This is a genomic window from Rouxiella sp. S1S-2 (assembly GCF_009208105.1).
Taxonomy (GTDB): Bacteria; Pseudomonadota; Gammaproteobacteria; order Enterobacterales; family Enterobacteriaceae; genus Rouxiella.
Genome location: NZ_WFKL01000001.1, coordinates 3,673,761 through 3,689,429, shown reverse-complemented (window position 1 = coordinate 3,689,429; position 15,669 = coordinate 3,673,761). Strand labels below are relative to the sequence as shown.

Annotated in this window: 16 protein-coding genes; 5 read left to right on the top strand and 11 right to left on the bottom strand. The window is 51.0% G+C overall.

The window, feature by feature from the left end; translation table 11 throughout:
* Nucleotides 1–146: 146 nt before the first annotated feature.
* Complete coding sequence (sbcB, locus tag GA565_RS16950; RefSeq protein WP_152199546.1) at nucleotides 147–1,577, bottom strand: exodeoxyribonuclease I; 1,431 nt, start codon at nucleotides 1,575–1,577, stop codon at nucleotides 147–149.
* Between the two features lie 461 nt (nucleotides 1,578–2,038).
* Here sbcB and GA565_RS16945 point away from each other — a divergent pair, with 461 nt between their 5' ends.
* The 4 genes from GA565_RS16945 to GA565_RS16930 all read left to right on the top strand — a co-directional run bounded on the left by GA565_RS16945 (nucleotide 2,039) and on the right by GA565_RS16930 (nucleotide 5,503).
* Entirely contained in the window at nucleotides 2,039–2,656 is a 618-nt protein-coding gene (locus tag GA565_RS16945; protein ID WP_152199545.1) for a dTMP kinase, read from the top strand.
* Nucleotides 2,657–2,794: 138 nt separating this feature from the next.
* Complete coding sequence (locus GA565_RS16940; protein ID WP_152199543.1) at nucleotides 2,795–3,571, top strand: isocitrate lyase/phosphoenolpyruvate mutase family protein; 777 nt, start codon at nucleotides 2,795–2,797, stop codon at nucleotides 3,569–3,571.
* Entirely contained in the window at nucleotides 3,555–4,601 is a 1,047-nt protein-coding gene (locus GA565_RS16935) for a bifunctional transcriptional activator/DNA repair enzyme AdaA (RefSeq protein ID WP_055783357.1), read from the top strand. The genes GA565_RS16940 and GA565_RS16935 overlap by 17 nt, the downstream gene beginning before the upstream one ends.
* Before the next feature lie 152 nt (nucleotides 4,602–4,753).
* Nucleotides 4,754–5,503, top strand: coding sequence for an SDR family oxidoreductase (locus GA565_RS16930; RefSeq protein WP_152199541.1), 750 nt, complete (start codon nucleotides 4,754–4,756; stop codon nucleotides 5,501–5,503).
* A 53-nt stretch (nucleotides 5,504–5,556) separates the two neighbouring features.
* On the opposite strand, the gene GA565_RS16925 is transcribed toward GA565_RS16930, so the two are convergent.
* The 8 genes from GA565_RS16925 to GA565_RS16890 form a co-directional block, all read right to left on the bottom strand.
* Entirely contained in the window at nucleotides 5,557–6,525 is a 969-nt protein-coding gene (locus tag GA565_RS16925) for an ABC transporter ATP-binding protein (protein WP_152199540.1), read from the bottom strand.
* 5 nt (nucleotides 6,526–6,530) lie between these two features.
* Nucleotides 6,531–7,517: an ABC transporter ATP-binding protein gene (locus tag GA565_RS16920; protein WP_152199538.1), complete on the bottom strand. Its 987-nt coding sequence runs from the start codon at nucleotides 7,515–7,517 to the stop codon at nucleotides 6,531–6,533.
* A 3-nt stretch (nucleotides 7,518–7,520) separates the two neighbouring features.
* Nucleotides 7,521–8,462: an oligopeptide ABC transporter permease gene (opp4C, locus tag GA565_RS16915; RefSeq protein WP_193311927.1), complete on the bottom strand. Its 942-nt coding sequence runs from the start codon at nucleotides 8,460–8,462 to the stop codon at nucleotides 7,521–7,523.
* Nucleotides 8,462–9,421: an ABC transporter permease gene (locus tag GA565_RS16910; protein ID WP_152199535.1), complete on the bottom strand. Its 960-nt coding sequence runs from the start codon at nucleotides 9,419–9,421 to the stop codon at nucleotides 8,462–8,464. The genes opp4C and GA565_RS16910 overlap by 1 nt, the downstream gene beginning before the upstream one ends.
* Before the next feature lie 79 nt (nucleotides 9,422–9,500).
* A complete protein-coding gene (locus GA565_RS16905; protein ID WP_152201579.1) occupies nucleotides 9,501–11,105 on the bottom strand; it encodes an ABC transporter substrate-binding protein in 1,605 nt (534 codons plus the stop codon).
* Between the two features lie 342 nt (nucleotides 11,106–11,447).
* Nucleotides 11,448–12,224, bottom strand: coding sequence for a type I methionyl aminopeptidase (map, locus tag GA565_RS16900; protein ID WP_152199533.1), 777 nt, complete (start codon nucleotides 12,222–12,224; stop codon nucleotides 11,448–11,450).
* An 11-nt stretch (nucleotides 12,225–12,235) separates the two neighbouring features.
* Nucleotides 12,236–12,433, bottom strand: coding sequence for a ParD-like family protein (locus tag GA565_RS16895; protein ID WP_152199532.1), 198 nt, complete (start codon nucleotides 12,431–12,433; stop codon nucleotides 12,236–12,238).
* A 154-nt stretch (nucleotides 12,434–12,587) separates the two neighbouring features.
* Complete coding sequence (locus tag GA565_RS16890) at nucleotides 12,588–12,992, bottom strand: helix-turn-helix domain-containing protein (protein ID WP_152199530.1); 405 nt, start codon at nucleotides 12,990–12,992, stop codon at nucleotides 12,588–12,590.
* Between the two features lie 82 nt (nucleotides 12,993–13,074).
* Between GA565_RS16890 and GA565_RS16885 the strand changes: the two genes are divergently transcribed.
* A complete protein-coding gene (locus GA565_RS16885) occupies nucleotides 13,075–14,013 on the top strand; it encodes an aromatic alcohol reductase (protein ID WP_152199529.1) in 939 nt (312 codons plus the stop codon).
* Nucleotides 14,014–14,024: 11 nt separating this feature from the next.
* Here GA565_RS16885 and GA565_RS16880 read toward each other — a convergent pair whose 3' ends face one another.
* Nucleotides 14,025–14,906, bottom strand: a complete 882-nt coding sequence (locus GA565_RS16880; protein WP_152199527.1) for a MurR/RpiR family transcriptional regulator — start codon at nucleotides 14,904–14,906, stop codon at nucleotides 14,025–14,027.
* 8 nt (nucleotides 14,907–14,914) lie between these two features.
* Nucleotides 14,915–15,631: an HAD-IIA family hydrolase gene (locus GA565_RS16875; RefSeq protein WP_152199525.1), complete on the bottom strand. Its 717-nt coding sequence runs from the start codon at nucleotides 15,629–15,631 to the stop codon at nucleotides 14,915–14,917.
* Nucleotides 15,632–15,669: the final 38 nt, after the last annotated feature.

Sequence of the window (15,669 nt, the reverse complement as noted above, 5' to 3'; positions counted from 1 at the left end):
GCGATGATATCCAGATTGTGATATCTACCGTTGCCATAATAAAAATGCCGCATATTTGCGGCATTTTTTACGTCCCCTGCATCGTTCGAAACGGTACTCCTTAAAACTTATCTCGGCCATTCTGACCTAACTGGTGAAGAATCGGCTTAGCCCACCAGCTTCTTGCCATAATCAAACAGCGCTTTTAACAACGCCGTTTTCTCGGCATTTTCCTCATGCAGATTGTAGAGGGCCTCTAATTGCAGCACATAATCCTGAACTTTTTCGGCGTTTAACGCTTCCCTTCGATGCGCTAACCAGCGACGCTGTTCGTCGTCGTTAAGCGTCGCCGGGTAATTGCGCGCACGAAAGCGGAACAGTAGCTCTTCAAGCCGCGAGTCCTGAAAACGTAAATCCAGCGCGGGAAGATTTTCCGGGGCAGTTTGCTGAATGATGCGCATCGTGGATCGGTCCGCTTCCCCAAAGAAGCCGTCGTACAATCTTGCGTCGACGTCCAGTGACGGGGTAAAAGGTTCAGCTTCTGCGTACAGTGCCACCACCTTTTCACGAATCTGTGTATTTTGGCGCAGTATCTGCAAATTTTGCAGGCAGCGTGCTCGGTCTATATCCAATCGATCGGCGTTTTCAGGCAGCAGCGTCTTGGCCGGCGCCAACACTGGACACTTGTTGATGTGCAGCAGCTTGATCGGCAACGGCGATTGGCCTGGCGGTAAATCGTCGCGGCGAGTGTAGAGTCTTTCGCGCATCTGGTCGGCGTCGAGCTCCAGCAGCGGTGCCATATCACCGGCCAAATCACAGACGATGACGGCATTTTTATTTTCAGGATGCCAGGCGATCGGCGCGACCCAACTGGTATTACCGCGTGCAGCGCCGAACATGCCAGAAACGTGCACCAGCGGAGCCATGGTCGGAATATCAATCAGCGCGTTAATTTTGTGTTTGTTGCGATGCTCAAGAAGATAATCGAACAGTCGCGGCTGTGCCTGCTTCACCTTTTTTGCCATCGCGATAGTGGCGTACACGTCGGCCATCGCATCGTGGGCATTTTCATGTTCAACGCCGTTGGCGCGGGTTAAATGCTCAAGGCGAAAACTGGGAAAGCCGTCATCATTCTCTGGCCAGTTGATCCCGTCCGGGCGCAAGGCGTAGCAGGCACGCATAACGTCGAGCAGGTCCCAGCGAGAATTTCCATTTTGCCAGCTGTAGGCGTAGGGGTCGTAGAAGTTGCGATAGAAAATATTACGACTGACTTCATCATCAAAGCGAATATTGTTGTAACCCACGATGCAGGTGCCCGGCACGCTAAATGCCTGATGAATTTGCGCAGCAAACTCTGCCTCGTTCAACCCTTTTGACAACGCGAGCTGCGGGGTAATACCGGTTATCATCACGGCTTCGGGCTGTGGCAAATAATCATCGGCAGGCCGGCAGTAAATCACCCGCGGTTCTTCAATGATATTGAAATCAGCATCAGTACGCACGCCAGCAAACTGCGCGGGCCTGTCCAGCGCCGGATGGGTACCAAAAGTTTCAAAGTCGTGGAAGTAGAAGCTTGGCTGAACGCTTTTGTCTCGCATTGCGGGTTATGGCCTTAATCTGGTTTTAAATGTCTTTTAAAACATGTCAGTCTGAAGACGATGGTTTACGTGTAAGGATATCATCTCTGGGCACGATGGCCTTCCAATTTCGTTACCGCCGTGACAAGGCATTAGGCACAACGAATCTGCATGAGTTCCCGGTAAGTACAGGCGTTACCGACGCTGGCACGGTATTGCCTGTATTTGCGGTTCGTTTAAACTACACCGCACAGGTCATAACAAATGAACAATGACTATAAACGGCCGAAATCCTGGGTTTTTAGACCCGTCAGTAAGAAAAATGGCTTGAATGTTCATCATGACTTTTTTAAGAGTTCGCGCTGATGCGCCAAGCGGCTTCAACAAACGAAGAGGGTGCTCAGCTATTCATACGAAGGAAGTAAGATGCTTTTGCCAGATTTGAGCTTTACAAAAACCCTATATCAATTGTCATTTAAAGAATGAGTCGTCCGCTGTTTGTTTCTCTGGATGGGCCTAAGGGAGCCGGCAAAACCACGTTGTTGGAGGCCATGGCGAAAGTATTAAGGGCAGACAACAAAAAGGTGATTCGGCTTTGCGAGAAAAAAAGCGATCCCTACAGGGGGGAAACAATGGCTCTCGTTAACAAGCTTGCCAGACATCCCGCCCTGGATTTGGAATGGGAGATTTGTCAGCGCTTTGCTGATAGCCGTGCTTGGATTTCCCAGCACGTGCTGACTAAACAGCCACCGGACAGCATTATCTTGATGGATCGCTGGTATCCGTCTGATGCCGCGTTTCGCCGCAGGGTTCCCTTTGCAGAGATTTTACCGCTTAACATTGAACGAAACGTGCGAACGCCAGACCTGCATGTCGGGGTTGTTACTGCGCCTGATATTTCATGGGCGAGGGCCGCGGCCCGACCGCGTGGGCTAAGTAGTACGGTGATTCATAGGCTGGAAGAGCATGTCGCGTGTACTAAGGCATTTGAGCGAGAAATTGCAAATCAGGGCTGGGTTTTATGCCGTAATGAAGGAACCATCGAAGACGCAACGATGCAGGTGATTTCTGAGATCTACAGAGTGCCAGGATGTCCATAGGCGTCTGTTTCGTTGAGCATTTATCATGCCGGAATTCTGTCTCTACACGCCAGGTAAAAAAATGGTTGTCCAATTTTCGGTTGTGAGGCTTTCATCAGATGTTCTAGATTCATCCTGTCTTTATTAAAGGAAATAGGCATGAACTTCACAGAACTTCACAATCAAAGTAAACCATTACTCATCGCCAATGTCTGGGATGCCGCGAGTGCAATTATGGCGCAACAGTCGGGCTATCAGGCCATGGGTACTTCAAGTGCCGCGATTGCCGCGATGTTAGGTTACGAGGATGGACAAGCAATGTCTTTTGATGAATTGCTCTATATCGTCACACGTATCCAATCCGTCAGTAACCTACCCTTAAGTGTTGATGTAGAGGCGGGATTTGGCAGCACAGCTGAGGAGATAACGACTCATCTTAAACGTCTCGCGCAGCTTGGGGTGGTGGGGATAAATCTTGAGGACAGTAGAGTTGTTAACGGTGTCAGGCAACTTGATGATGCGGCAGCATTCACCCATACATTACAAAAGATACGCAAGGCGTTAAACGAAGAGAGTTATCAACTATTTCTTAATATCCGTATCGATACATACCTGCTTAATCATGAACTTGCTTTGCAAGAGACGCTATTACGCGGCCGACTTTATGAAGCCGCGGGGGCTGACGGGATTTTTGTACCCTGTTTGACGTTAGTAAAAGATATTGAGACCCTTACCAAAGAGCTTAATATGCCCTTAAACGTAATGTGTATGCCTGGTCTCCCAACATTCGAAAGGCTGGGAGAAATCGGCGTAAGTCGCATTTCTATGGGAAATTTCGTTCATTCAGCCCTTCAATCAAAGCTTAAAGATTTAATGCTACTCATCCAGTCTCAGCAGACATTTGCAGGAGTTTTTATTGATGAAAGTTCTAGATAATGCCTTGTGCAATGTCTGGTATCAGGCATTACTTGCGCGGGCTTCGGAGTACACGGGGGTGTTTTTCGTTGGCGTCAAAACGACAGGGGTATTTTGTATTTCGGTATGTCGGGCGCGGAAACCGAAACGCGAAAATGTCGAGTTTTATAAAAATTTTAAATCTGCTCTGGATGCAGGTTTTCGCCCCTGCAAAGTATGTCGACCCACTGAAAATGCGTACACAGCTCCTTTGATTATCGAGCAAGCACTTGAACTCCTGCGCGCTAACCCTAAAACACGAATAACCGATGGTGTGCTACGTAAGCATGATATCAGCCCCGAACGGTTACGGCGCTGGTTTCTACAAAACCACGGTGTTACTTTCCAGGCATTTCAACGAATGCAGCGGGTGAATATCGCATTTCAGGAGCTAAAAAGTGGGCGTGCTGCCACCGATGTGGCTTTTGATAATGGCTATGAATCATTAAGTGGTTTTGGTTATACCTATAAGCAACTCACGGGTGTTGCTCCCACTGAACAGACTCAGGTAATTTTAATTCACCGCTTTACCACGATGCTGGGCCCAATGTTCGTCTGTGCCACGCAACGTGGAGTTTGCCTGCTGGAATTTACTGACCGCCGAATGCTGGAGACTGAATTTCGTGACCTCCAACGTTTGCTGAATGCTCGAATAATGTCAGGGGAAAATAGTCATACACGACAAGCGGAAAAAGAGGTCAGTGAGTACTTTTCTGGAACGCGTCAACAGTTTGCTCTCACGCTCGATGCTCCAGGTAGTGATTTTCAACGCTCCGTCTGGCAGGGGTTACGCGCGGTTCCTTATGGCCAAACGTCACACTACCAAGCTCTTTCCAGGCAGATTGGAAAACCTAATGCAGTACGCGCGGTGGCTGCGGCGAACGGAGCAAACCGAATAGCCATTGTTATTCCTTGCCACAGAATCATCGGCAAAGAGGGGGCTATGAAAGGTTACGGCGGAGGCATTGCGCGTAAAGAATGGCTTATTGAACATGAACGAAAACAACGCTAAAAGAACTGATACTTGCATATAGCTAACATAGCGAGTAACTAAATAATTGTAAATTATATCATTTACTGACGTTAGGTTTTTCTGCTCGCCACCGTCCATCATTTGGTTCTTTTCAATTATTTTGCCAATAAATACTGCTCAATAGGGAAATTATGAACGGAAAAGTTTTATTAGTGACCGGCTCTAGTCGAGGCATTGGTGCGGCTACCGCGTTACTGGCTGCAAAACAAGGTTACGCTGTATGCATAAATTATATAAACGATGAGAAATCTGCCTTTAGCATCCGTGACGAGATTTTAAACCTGGGCGGGAAATGTATTGCCGTACGTGCCGATGTTTCAAATGAGCATCAAGTAACAAAAGTTTTCGACGACATTGATCGTCAACTTGGCGTTATTACCCACCTCGTCAATAATGTGGGGATCCTGAAGCAAAAAATGCCCCTAATTGATATGGAGGGAGAGCGCTTCCAACAGGTGCTATTAACGAATGTGATGAGTCATTTTTATTGCTCACGTGAAGCGATAAAACGTATGTCACTTTCCAAAGGCGGTTTTGGTGGTTCTATCGTGAACGTTTCATCCGGAGCAGCGAAAAGCGGTTCACCTTTTGAATACATTGATTATGCCGCCTCGAAAGGGGCTGTTGACACTTTTACCACCGGCCTGTCCAAAGAAGTCGCTGCCGACGGCATCCGCGTCAACTGTGTTCGTCCGGGAGGCATTTACACGGATATCCATGCTGATGGTGGCGAGCCTTCAAGAGTCGATCGCATCGCCAAGAACTTTCCGATGCAAAGAGGGGGAACACCCGAAGAAGTCGCTAATGCAATTCTTTGGCTACTCAGTGACGAAGCTTCCTTCGTCACGGGCAGTTTTATAGACTTGTGTGGCGGTGTGTAGACGAGGTAAACGCCATTGACCGTTTCGCTGCCAATATTTTCCCCGCTTATGATTCACACCAAGTGGCAGGCTACACGATGACCCACTTCACCCACTTCGCGCAGGAGCGGCATCTCACTACGACAGCGCGCTGTCGCCAGCGGGCAACGGGTATTGAAGCGGCAACCGGCGGGAGGTTTGGAGGGGTCGGGAATTTCACCCCGCGCCATCGCTACCGGCCCGCAGTCTGGGTCAAGCGTCGGTACGGCCGCCAGCAATGCTTGGGTATAAGGATGCAGTGGCTGGCGGAATAGTGTATCGCGTTGTGCAGTTTCTACAATCTGCCCGAGATACATCACGGCCACGTCGTCACAAAGGTGTTCAACTACGCCAAGGTCATGAGAGATAAATAAAAATGTTACACCGTGGTCATCACGCAGGTCTGAAAAAAGATTGATGATTTGCGCCTGAATCGAGACATCAAGTGCCGATATCGGCTCATCGGCAATAATAAAATCCGGCTTTAAAATCAGTGCCCGCGCGATGCCGATCCTCTGGCGTTGGCCACCTGAAAATTCATGCGGAAAGCGGTTATAATGCAGCGGCGATAGTCCGCAAATACTCATTACTTCATCCACTTTGCCTCGCAGTTCTGCGGGCGAACAAAGCTTATGAGCCAACATGGCTTCGCCTATAGCGTCGCCAATTCTCATACGCGGGTTTAGCGAGCTGTAAGGGTCCTGAAATACCAGCTGCATTTTCGGACGCAGCGCAGTGAGCTGTTTTGGTGTGAGCGATGCCAAATCCATACCGCGAAATTTCACGCGGCCTGCGGTTTTCTCATACAACCCCAGCAGGCTTCTGCCCACCGTGGTTTTACCACTGCCGGACTCTCCCACCAGGCCAAAAATAGACCCCTTACGGATAGTAAAACTGACGCCGTCCACGGCGCGCAGCTGGCCAGTTTCTTGCCCGAACAGGCCATCACGGATCGGGAAATGTTTTTTGAGGCCTTCGACCTCGACTAAAAACTCTGTATTCATTTTTGTCACTCTGGCTCTTTTACAGCGGTCAAACCGCTGTAAAAACAGGCGGCCTGACGGAATTGACCCACTAACAACGGTATGCTCTGGCGGCAACGCGCAGTCGCTTTGGCGCAGCGGTCATTGAAGGCACAATAATCCGGCAATGCGGCAAGATCAGGCACCTGGCCCGGTATTGAGTAGAGACGGCGCCGACGTTCGCCCGGAACCGGCCGCGAGGCGATCAATCCCTGCGTGTAAGGGTGGAGTGGATTACGCAACACATCGGTCACCGGCCCCTGTTCGACGACTTTCCCCGCGTACATCACCACCACGTGGTCGGCCATTTGAGCAATCACACCCAAATCATGTGTTATCAACATCAGCGCCATCTGCTGGCGCAGTGCCTGGTCACGTAGCAACGTGAGGATCTGAGCCTGTACGGTGACGTCGAGCGCGGTGGTCGGTTCATCAGCAATCAATAATTTCGGTTTGCAACTCAGAGCCATGGCGATCATCACCCGCTGTAACATTCCCCCGGAAAGTTGATGCGGGTAGCTGTTCATCAGGCTGTCGGCTCGCGCCAGTCCCACCTCTGTGAGTAACGAGGTCGCTTTCTGCCACGCGGCTTTTGGCGCATCGCCCAGATGGCGAGTCAACGGCTCGACTAACTGTTCGCCGATGGTCAGCACCGGATTGAGTGCACTCATGGGCTCTTGAAAGATCATGGCCAGCTGGTTGCCGCGCAGATTCGCCATCTGTGATGGCCGCAGGTTCAGCAGGTTCTGCCCTTCGAACAGGATTTCACCGCCGTCGATACGTGCTGACTGGGGGGGCAGCAGTCCCATCAGCGACATGGCAGTGACGCTTTTTCCACAGCCCGATTCGCCAACAATACCCACCGTCTGACCGGGCATCACGTCAAAGGTGACGTCTTGTACGGCACGGACTCTGCCCAATTCGCTGGCAAATGACAGCGATAGACGATTAAAACGTACTAAAGGTTGAGTCACTTTTTAGCCCCGCTTCATTTTTGGGTCGAGGGCATCACGCAGGCCATCGCCCAATACGTTGATGGCAACCACTGTGAGGAAGATGGCAATGCCCGGCGGCATCCACAGCCACGGACGACGTTGGAAGTCGATCAGGCTGTTGGCGGCATCCATCATGTTTCCCCACGAGGCCATCGGCGGCACCACGCCTAACCCGAGATAGCTGAGTGCGGATTCGCTAAGGATGGCGTTAGCGACGGCCATCGTTGCCATCACCACCAGAATCGGGACCGTATTGGGCAACAGATGACCAAAAATACGACGCCTTGAGGAAAGTCCCAATACCTGAGTAGCGAGCATAAAGTCTCGTTCACGAAGTGAGAGAATTTGCCCACGCACAAGCCGCGCCAGCTTAGGCCATTCAAGCAAACTCAGCATGACGATGACCATGTAAACCCGAGACTCTGGGGGTAAATCCAGCTCTGCCAGCATCGCACCCATCACTATCAGCAACGGCAGGCTGGGAATGGTCATCATCAGATCAGCAAAGCGCATAATCAATTTATCAGTCAGCCCTCCGGCATAGCCTGACAGCGCGCCAAGCAGATAGCCGAGCGTCACGGACAGCAACATCGTCATTAGGCCGATAACCAACGAAATTCGCCCAGCCAGCAGGAGTCGGGTGTAGATATCTCGACCGAGAAAGTCGGTCCCTAGCCAGTGCCTGGTACTTGGCGCTTTGTTGATGATCAACGCGTCGGTGGCTTCATCACGCCATGGCGAAAAAATTGGGCCGAAAATGCACCACAGCGCCATGACAGCTAATAGGATCATGCAAAACATCGCCAGCCGATTTTGTCGCAGTGACTTCCATGCCTGATGTAAGGGCGATGGCGTCACCTGTGCCAGTACCGGTATTTGCGCCTTGCGTAGGCGACGCTGGCTGGAGAATAGGTTACTCAGCATCAGGACCTCACCCGGATCCGTGGATCCGCCCAGGCATAGAGCACGTCGGCTATCAAATTGCCGAGTAGGGTCAGCACGGCCAGAAACAGCGTGAAGCCCATCAACACCGGATAGTCGCGCGCGGCCAGTGAATCAATATGAATGTGACCGGCACCCGGCCAGTTAAACACTTTTTCAGTGATAAGTGCGCCGGAAAACAGCCCCGGCAGCTCAAAACCCAATAGGGTAATGATCGGTAGCAGCGCATTGCGCAACGCATGTTTAAGAATAACGGTGCGTTCACGTAGCCCTTTTGCGCGCGCGGTACGAATAAAATCCATGCGTACGACGTCTAGCATACTGGCGCGGAAATATCGCGTCAGGCTGCCTGCCTGCAACATCACCAGCGCTAACACCGGCAAAATGAGATGGGCGCCAACCTGCATCACCCAGGCCCAGCCTGTGGCATCGCTGCCGGTATTGGTCATGCCACCCACCGGCAACCAGTGCAGATCCACGGCAAACCATTTAATAAGCAATAGACACAGGAAGAAAGTGGGGAAGGACATTGCGGCGAAAATCACCACGCTGACACCGTGATCGAACAATGAATAGGGCTTCATCGCAGAGACAATGCCCACTGCTAGCGCGATACCCCAATAAAGGATCAGGGCAATTACACCCAGCAGGAATGAGTTCCAGATATACTGATTAAGCAGTTGGCTGACCGGAATTTGGTATTGCAGTGAAAAACCCAGATTGCCATGAAGTAACTGTCCGAGCCAGTGCATATAGCGGCTCAGTAGGGGTTGATCCAGACCATAAAGCGCTTTTAACTCTGCGGCGCGCTGCGCCGTGAGGGTGATGTTTCCATCAATAAAATCGCCGGGGGTAAGAGCAAACAGCATGAAGATCAACAACGAGGCCAGGAAGAGCATCGGGATGGTCTGCAGCAATCGTCGCAGAATGAAATTTCTCATGACTTTCTCATTAACGCTGCCGGAATATTTCCCGGCAGCGGCTTTGGTTCTGATTGTTTAACAAGACTGCATCGCGCCATTATTTGACGATTTTGACGTCCGGTAGGCTGCCGGTCAGGCCGTTATAGATATCCGGTTTGAAACCCGTGACGCGGGCGCTGCTGGCGGAAAGAATTTTTCGATTAGCCAGCAGGATAACCGGCGGGTCATTAGCCAGTACCTCATACAATTGGTGATAGATAGGCTTCCGTTTTTCAATATCCAATTGGGCGTTACCCTCATTGATCAACTTATCAACCTGTGGATTGTTGTATCCCCCTTGCGTGGCCGCCTCGGTGCTGTAGAAGTCCCAGACACCGTCGTGTGGATCGTTAAGGGTGCTGGTGCTGAAGGAAGCCAGGTCGTAGTTGCCCGATTTGCGCTGTGACATCAGCGCATTGAAGTCCAATACCTGGGGCTTGAGCAGCACGCCAATCTGGCGATAATTCTCTTTAGCAATCGGGATCAGCGCGTCGTTGAGCACTTTCTTGCTCACCAGCAGCGTCAGTTCAAGGCGCTTACCGTCTTTCTCACGAATGCCATCTGCGCCGACTTTCCAACCCGCTTCATCAAGCAGTTTCTTCGCCTGTTCTGGATTGTATTTATACGGGTTAACCCCCTCAGCGTTATACGCCCAGGAAATAGGGGCGATAGGTTCATTGGCCACTGAGCCATAACCTTGATAGACCACGTCAATCAACTGTTGGCGATCCAGACCGTAAATCAGCGCCTGACGGACTCTGACGTCTTGCAGGACAGGGCGTCTGAAATTGAATTCAATCTTGCTGTAATCGCTGGAACCATAAAGGTTGATGTTGGCGAAGCCGAGCAGCTTCAACTGTTCGATATCGTCAGGGCGTGAGGTGAAGGCGTCATAATCCGTGTCACCGGTCTGGAACAACTGGAAATTGGTGGACGGATTGGTCACACGATAGATAAAGCGCGGCGTTGGCGGCTCGCCTTTGTAGTAATTTGGGTTGGCGTGGAAGCGGATCTCCTGGCCTGGAATGTATTTGTCGTAGATGTAAGGCCCGTTGCCGAGCGGTTTGCCGTGCAGCGTGCGTAAGTGGTCAAGATTACCGCGGCTGTAACCTTTGCCGTAATAGGCTTTCGACAACACAGGGCCGCCGATTTTCTGCAACGTTGTGGCGCCCGCTTCCCGGGTGGTCACCTGCAGAGTTTGTGGGTCGATAACTTTCAGGCCGCTGATGCTGTCCGCTTTGCCAGCCTTATAATCATCCCCCCCGACAATGTGTGCGAGAGAAATGTCGGTATCACCGTCATATTTCGGGTCATAAAGCACGGTCAGCGTGAAAGCCACATCTTCGGCGGTGAGCGGTGAACCGTCACTGAATTTCAGATTAGGCCGCAGTTTGATGGTGTAAGTCTTGCCATCAGGGGTAACGCTCCAGCTTTCAGCCAGTCCGGGTACGGATTCGCCATGGCTATTCCAGTCAATAAGGCGGGCGAAAATTACGTTAGTCACGTTTTCGTCCCAGCCGTTGACGAAGAAGTAAGGGTTAAAAATCCCCTGCGGTTCCGAAATACCCGCAATCACCGTGTCTTTACGCAGTTTGGCGGCAGTCGGAATCTGGCTTGCGTCAGTCGCGGGTGTAATGCCCTCTTTGAGTAATTCATCAGCCATAGCGCCGGAGGAGAATAAAATCGATGCGCACAACAACGCGATTTTCAGCGGCGTAAATTGTGACAACCCGCGGGTTTGAAAACGTGGTAAAGACTTTGCCAAATGACATTCCTCATCAAGGGATTAGCGGATTAATATACAAAACATGACAAAGAGTAAGGTTGTGTTTTCGGATTGTCTAACAACGAAAAAATATGGCTTATAGCCAATTTGTACTGGAAAATCGCTGGATAAGATGACGGATGCGGCAGGTTATGCTTTAGGAGAAAGAAAGTAGACGGGCTGGCGATGTTCTTTTGCTCACACGCTAAAGAACATCGGCCGTAAAAGTAAACAGGGAACTTAACGTCTGTTAAGCATCCCTTTTTCATTAGAACCTAAGGTCAGCACTGAGAAGCCGGTAGCGGTAACAGACACGGTATGTTCGAACTGTGCGGAAAGCGATCCGTCTCGGGTGGTTACCGTCCAACCGTCGTCCTGTTGCTTTATGCTTCTTCCGCCCTGATTCAGCATTGGCTCAATGGTGAACACCATCCCCTCACGCATGACTAAACCTGTATTACGTTTGCCATAGTGTAAAATCTGCGGCTCTTCATGCATCTCACGGCCAATGCCGTGGCCGCAAAATTCACGCACGACAGAAAAACCACTTCGCTTGGCATGCTTTTCTATTGCCCATCCAATATCGCCCAGAAAAGCGCCGGGGCGAACCCGGTAAATTCCTTCCCACATGGCTTCATAAGTTGTTCGCACTAATCTCCTCGCCTCTACACTGACATCCCCCACCAGGTAAGTTTTACTGGAATCCGCAATATACCCCTCTTTTTCGAGGGTAATGTCAAAATTGACAATGGCACCCTCACGCAGAATATCTGTCTGAGAGGGGACGCCGTGGCAAATTACATCATCGATAGAAGCGTTAAGAACGAAGGGGTAGTTATACTGGCCTTTACTTGCCGGTCGAGCCTGAAGGTCATGGGTGATGAACTTATCTACCAGAGAATCGACTTCCAGCGTAGACATGCCACGTAATGGCAGTTTATCCAGCATCTCAAACACTGAGGCAAGCAGTCGTCCTGATTCGGCCAGCAGCGCCAGTTCATGGGGTTGTTTGATCATAGTTCTTTCACTCATCGAGGCTCGGATGAAACACCGGCAGAACACATTTCAAGTTTCATGATGTCATTGAAACTGAGTGTGGGATTGGTTTCACATAATCTGCCAATTTTAATCCAGAAGCTCGCCTGAGCATTAATGGAGCGCAGTGACACCCCGGAAGCTCGGCGCAGTTGATCGTGCAACTCATCGTCAATATTAACAATGCCCATAAATCCTCATTATATGAATCGTATATGAAACATATATTGACGCCACTTGAAGATTAAAGCAAGAAGACTTATGGCCATCGGTTCCTACGCTACATTAAGCAGCGCGAGACGTTGAGGTTAAAATTTAGTCATGGTTATCGTCAGAATGATGCTTTTATTGGGTCTCATCATAACGCGTTCTGGCAGTTCGAAAATCGTCGGCCGAGGTGATTATCCAATGCCACAAAGGCATCATTTGAATCAGCATCTCTTTGCCTAAATCGGTAACCGAGTAAACCACGCGCGGATGCTTTTCCTGGTAATCACAGCGTGAAATCAGGCCGTCGCGCTCAAGCTGGCGCAGCGTGCGCGTCAACATCCTCTGCGTGACGCCCGCCAGACGGCGGCTTATTTCCGCATGCCGAAGAGGTCCACTGGTGCCCAGAATATGTACCACACCTAATGACCAGCGGTTGCCAGCATGGGTAAGAATCTCTCGCTTTAGCCCGTCGTCGTCGTCGCTTAATCCTTCACATACCGCCTTTGAAAACTGCAGTATGTCTTCGTTATCCCACTCCATTTCACCTCCGGTATCATCAGTGTGCCTAATTGAATCCCGCTTTTATTACATGTCAGACTGATGCAATACAAAGGAGATCATTATGACGTACTCAATCGAAAAATCTGTAAATACTGTTTTAGTCATTGGTGCGGGAGAGCTCGGCATCGCCGTGTTGCGCGCGATGAGTTATAAAGCGCGAAATCAAACATCAACCAAAATCAGCGTATTGCTCAGAGAGGATGCCGCTCATGGCGTTTCCATTGCACAGAAGAAAAGGCGAGAGGAGCTTACGGCGATGGGCGTTTCAGTGGTTGAGGGTGACCTAAATCTGCACTCCATTGAGCAGCTAAGTGCACTTTTTCGTCCTTTTAATGCGGTGATTAACTGTAGCGGTTTTGTCGGTGGGCCGGGCACGCAAATCAAAATTACCCAGGCAGTACTTAACGCTGGCGTACCCCGCTATTTCCCTTGGCAGTTTGGCGTGGACTACGACGTAGTGGGAAAAGGCAGCGGCCAGCAGGTATGGGATGAACAGCTCGAGGTGCGCCAACGTTTGCGCGGGCAGGGCGAGACGGAGTGGACTATTGTTTCTACCGGAATTTTTACCAGTTATCTGTTCGAGCCCAGCTTCGGCGTGGTCGATAAAGATAATAAAGCCGTCTATGGACTCGGTGACTGGCAGTACGCGGTCACTCTGACTATGCCTGAGGATATCGGCACGTTGACGGCGGAAATATTTTTCCATCGGCCTGTTCTACGCAATCAGGTGGTTTATATCGCGGGCGATACGCTGACCTACGGTGAGATTGCCGACTTAATGCAGGCCCACTGGGGCGTTGCAATCAAGCGGATATTGCTGGATAAGGCGAAGCTGCTTGAGGATGTGCACCATTGCCCCGATGACGTGGCCGCAAAGTATCGCCTCGCCTTTGCGCGTCCCGACGGCGTGGCGTGGAATAAAGCGAATACCTTCAACGCCCGGCAGAGAATTAACACCACGACTGCCGAGCAGTGGCTGGCAAAACATCCACACAGCTGAGTCAGTGAGGGTTAAATACGTTTACTTCCCAGAACGTCAAACGTTTTTGCCAATGTCCGCACCGAGCGGTCGTAATCGCTCAGTGCCAGGCAGGCAATCAGAGCATCAATGACTGCCAGTTGCGCAATGCGGCTGGTCATCGCCTCTGAGCGAAACTGTGTTTCACGCGCCAGAGTATTGAGCACGATATCACTGTAAGCCAGCAGGGGAGAGCGGCCAAAGTTGGTGACGGCAATCGTTGTGGCACCCGCCTCTTTGGCTAACTGCGTCGCGGTAAGCGTTTCGACCGTGCTGCCTGAGTGGGAAATAGTAATCACTGCCGTTTGGGCATCCGCGAGCGACGCGGCAATGGCCTGCACGTGGCTGTCCACGCTGACCCGCGACGGAATACCAATGCGCAGCAGGCGATAATGGGTATCCTCGGCAATGGTGGCGGCGCTGCCTATACCAAAGACTTCGACTCTCTTCGCCTGGCGAATGGCGTTAACGGCCTCGGTAAGCGCTTCCACACTCAGGGCGCTTTGCGTATCTCTCAGCGCCTGCATATCCGACTGGAAAATTTTATCAATCACCTGCGCCGTGTTATCGCTGGGCGTTAAATCTTCATGAATAAAGTGGACGGGCTGAACCAGTTCTCTGGCAAGCGAGAGTTTCACCTGCTGAAAGCCACGTGCCCCAATGGTTTGACACAAACCAATCACGCTGCCCTCACTTGAACCGGTGCGTTCTGCCAGTTCGGTAATTGACATATGCATCACGTCCGCGGCGTGCTGGCTGATAAAATCAGCAATGCGACCGGCGGTGGGAGGAAGGTCTTTACGTACTGCCCCGAGCCTGTCCAGAACATTGGAAAACTCTCCGGCTTTGCCGTTCTTAATTTTTTCTTCCGACATACTGTTTCCTATTTTCCTTGCGTCAGGGCCGCAGGCTCGCGGATTTGTCCATTAACCACATGCCTGAACGCCATGTTTAATCGCTTCGCACCCAGCCCATCAGTTTGAAGATTATCACCAATCATTACCGCCTGTTCAGGCAGGACGTTGAGTTTGGCGCAGGCCATTTGAAACAGCACCGGCTCGGGCTTGCCAATCACCGTAGCCTGGCAATGTCCGGCGCAGCTAATGATTGCCGCGGCCAGTGCGCCGGTTTCGGGCACGGGTTCACCGTTGGGACCCGGATGGCTAACATCAGGTGCGGCGACATAAAGAGCAGCACCCTGGCGTATGGCGTTGGCGGCTAACGCAATTTTAGCGTATGAAAACTGACGATCGCGCGTCACTAACACCAAATCAGGCCGATGGCTTTCCAGCACCAGACCTTTATTGCGCGCGTAGCGTTGCAGGGCCGGGCTGCCAATCAGGAGCAACGTCGCCCCCGGGAAGTCAATGGCCAACCTGTTAATTGCCGTGGTTCCCGCCAATACAATATTGTCTGCATCCACTTTCAGACCCAGCCTCTTCAAGCGGCGTGAAAGCTGCTGTGGCGTGTGTTCAGCATTATTTGACACCAGCATATACCGACCTTTGACCTGTTCAAGCAACCATAGTGCATCGGGCAGTAGTTGGTTGCCGCTTATTAACGTTCCATCTAAATCAATAAGATAACCTTTGGCATTCATCTAAAGTGGGTTCTCGTCAGTCAGTTCTGATAGCGCTT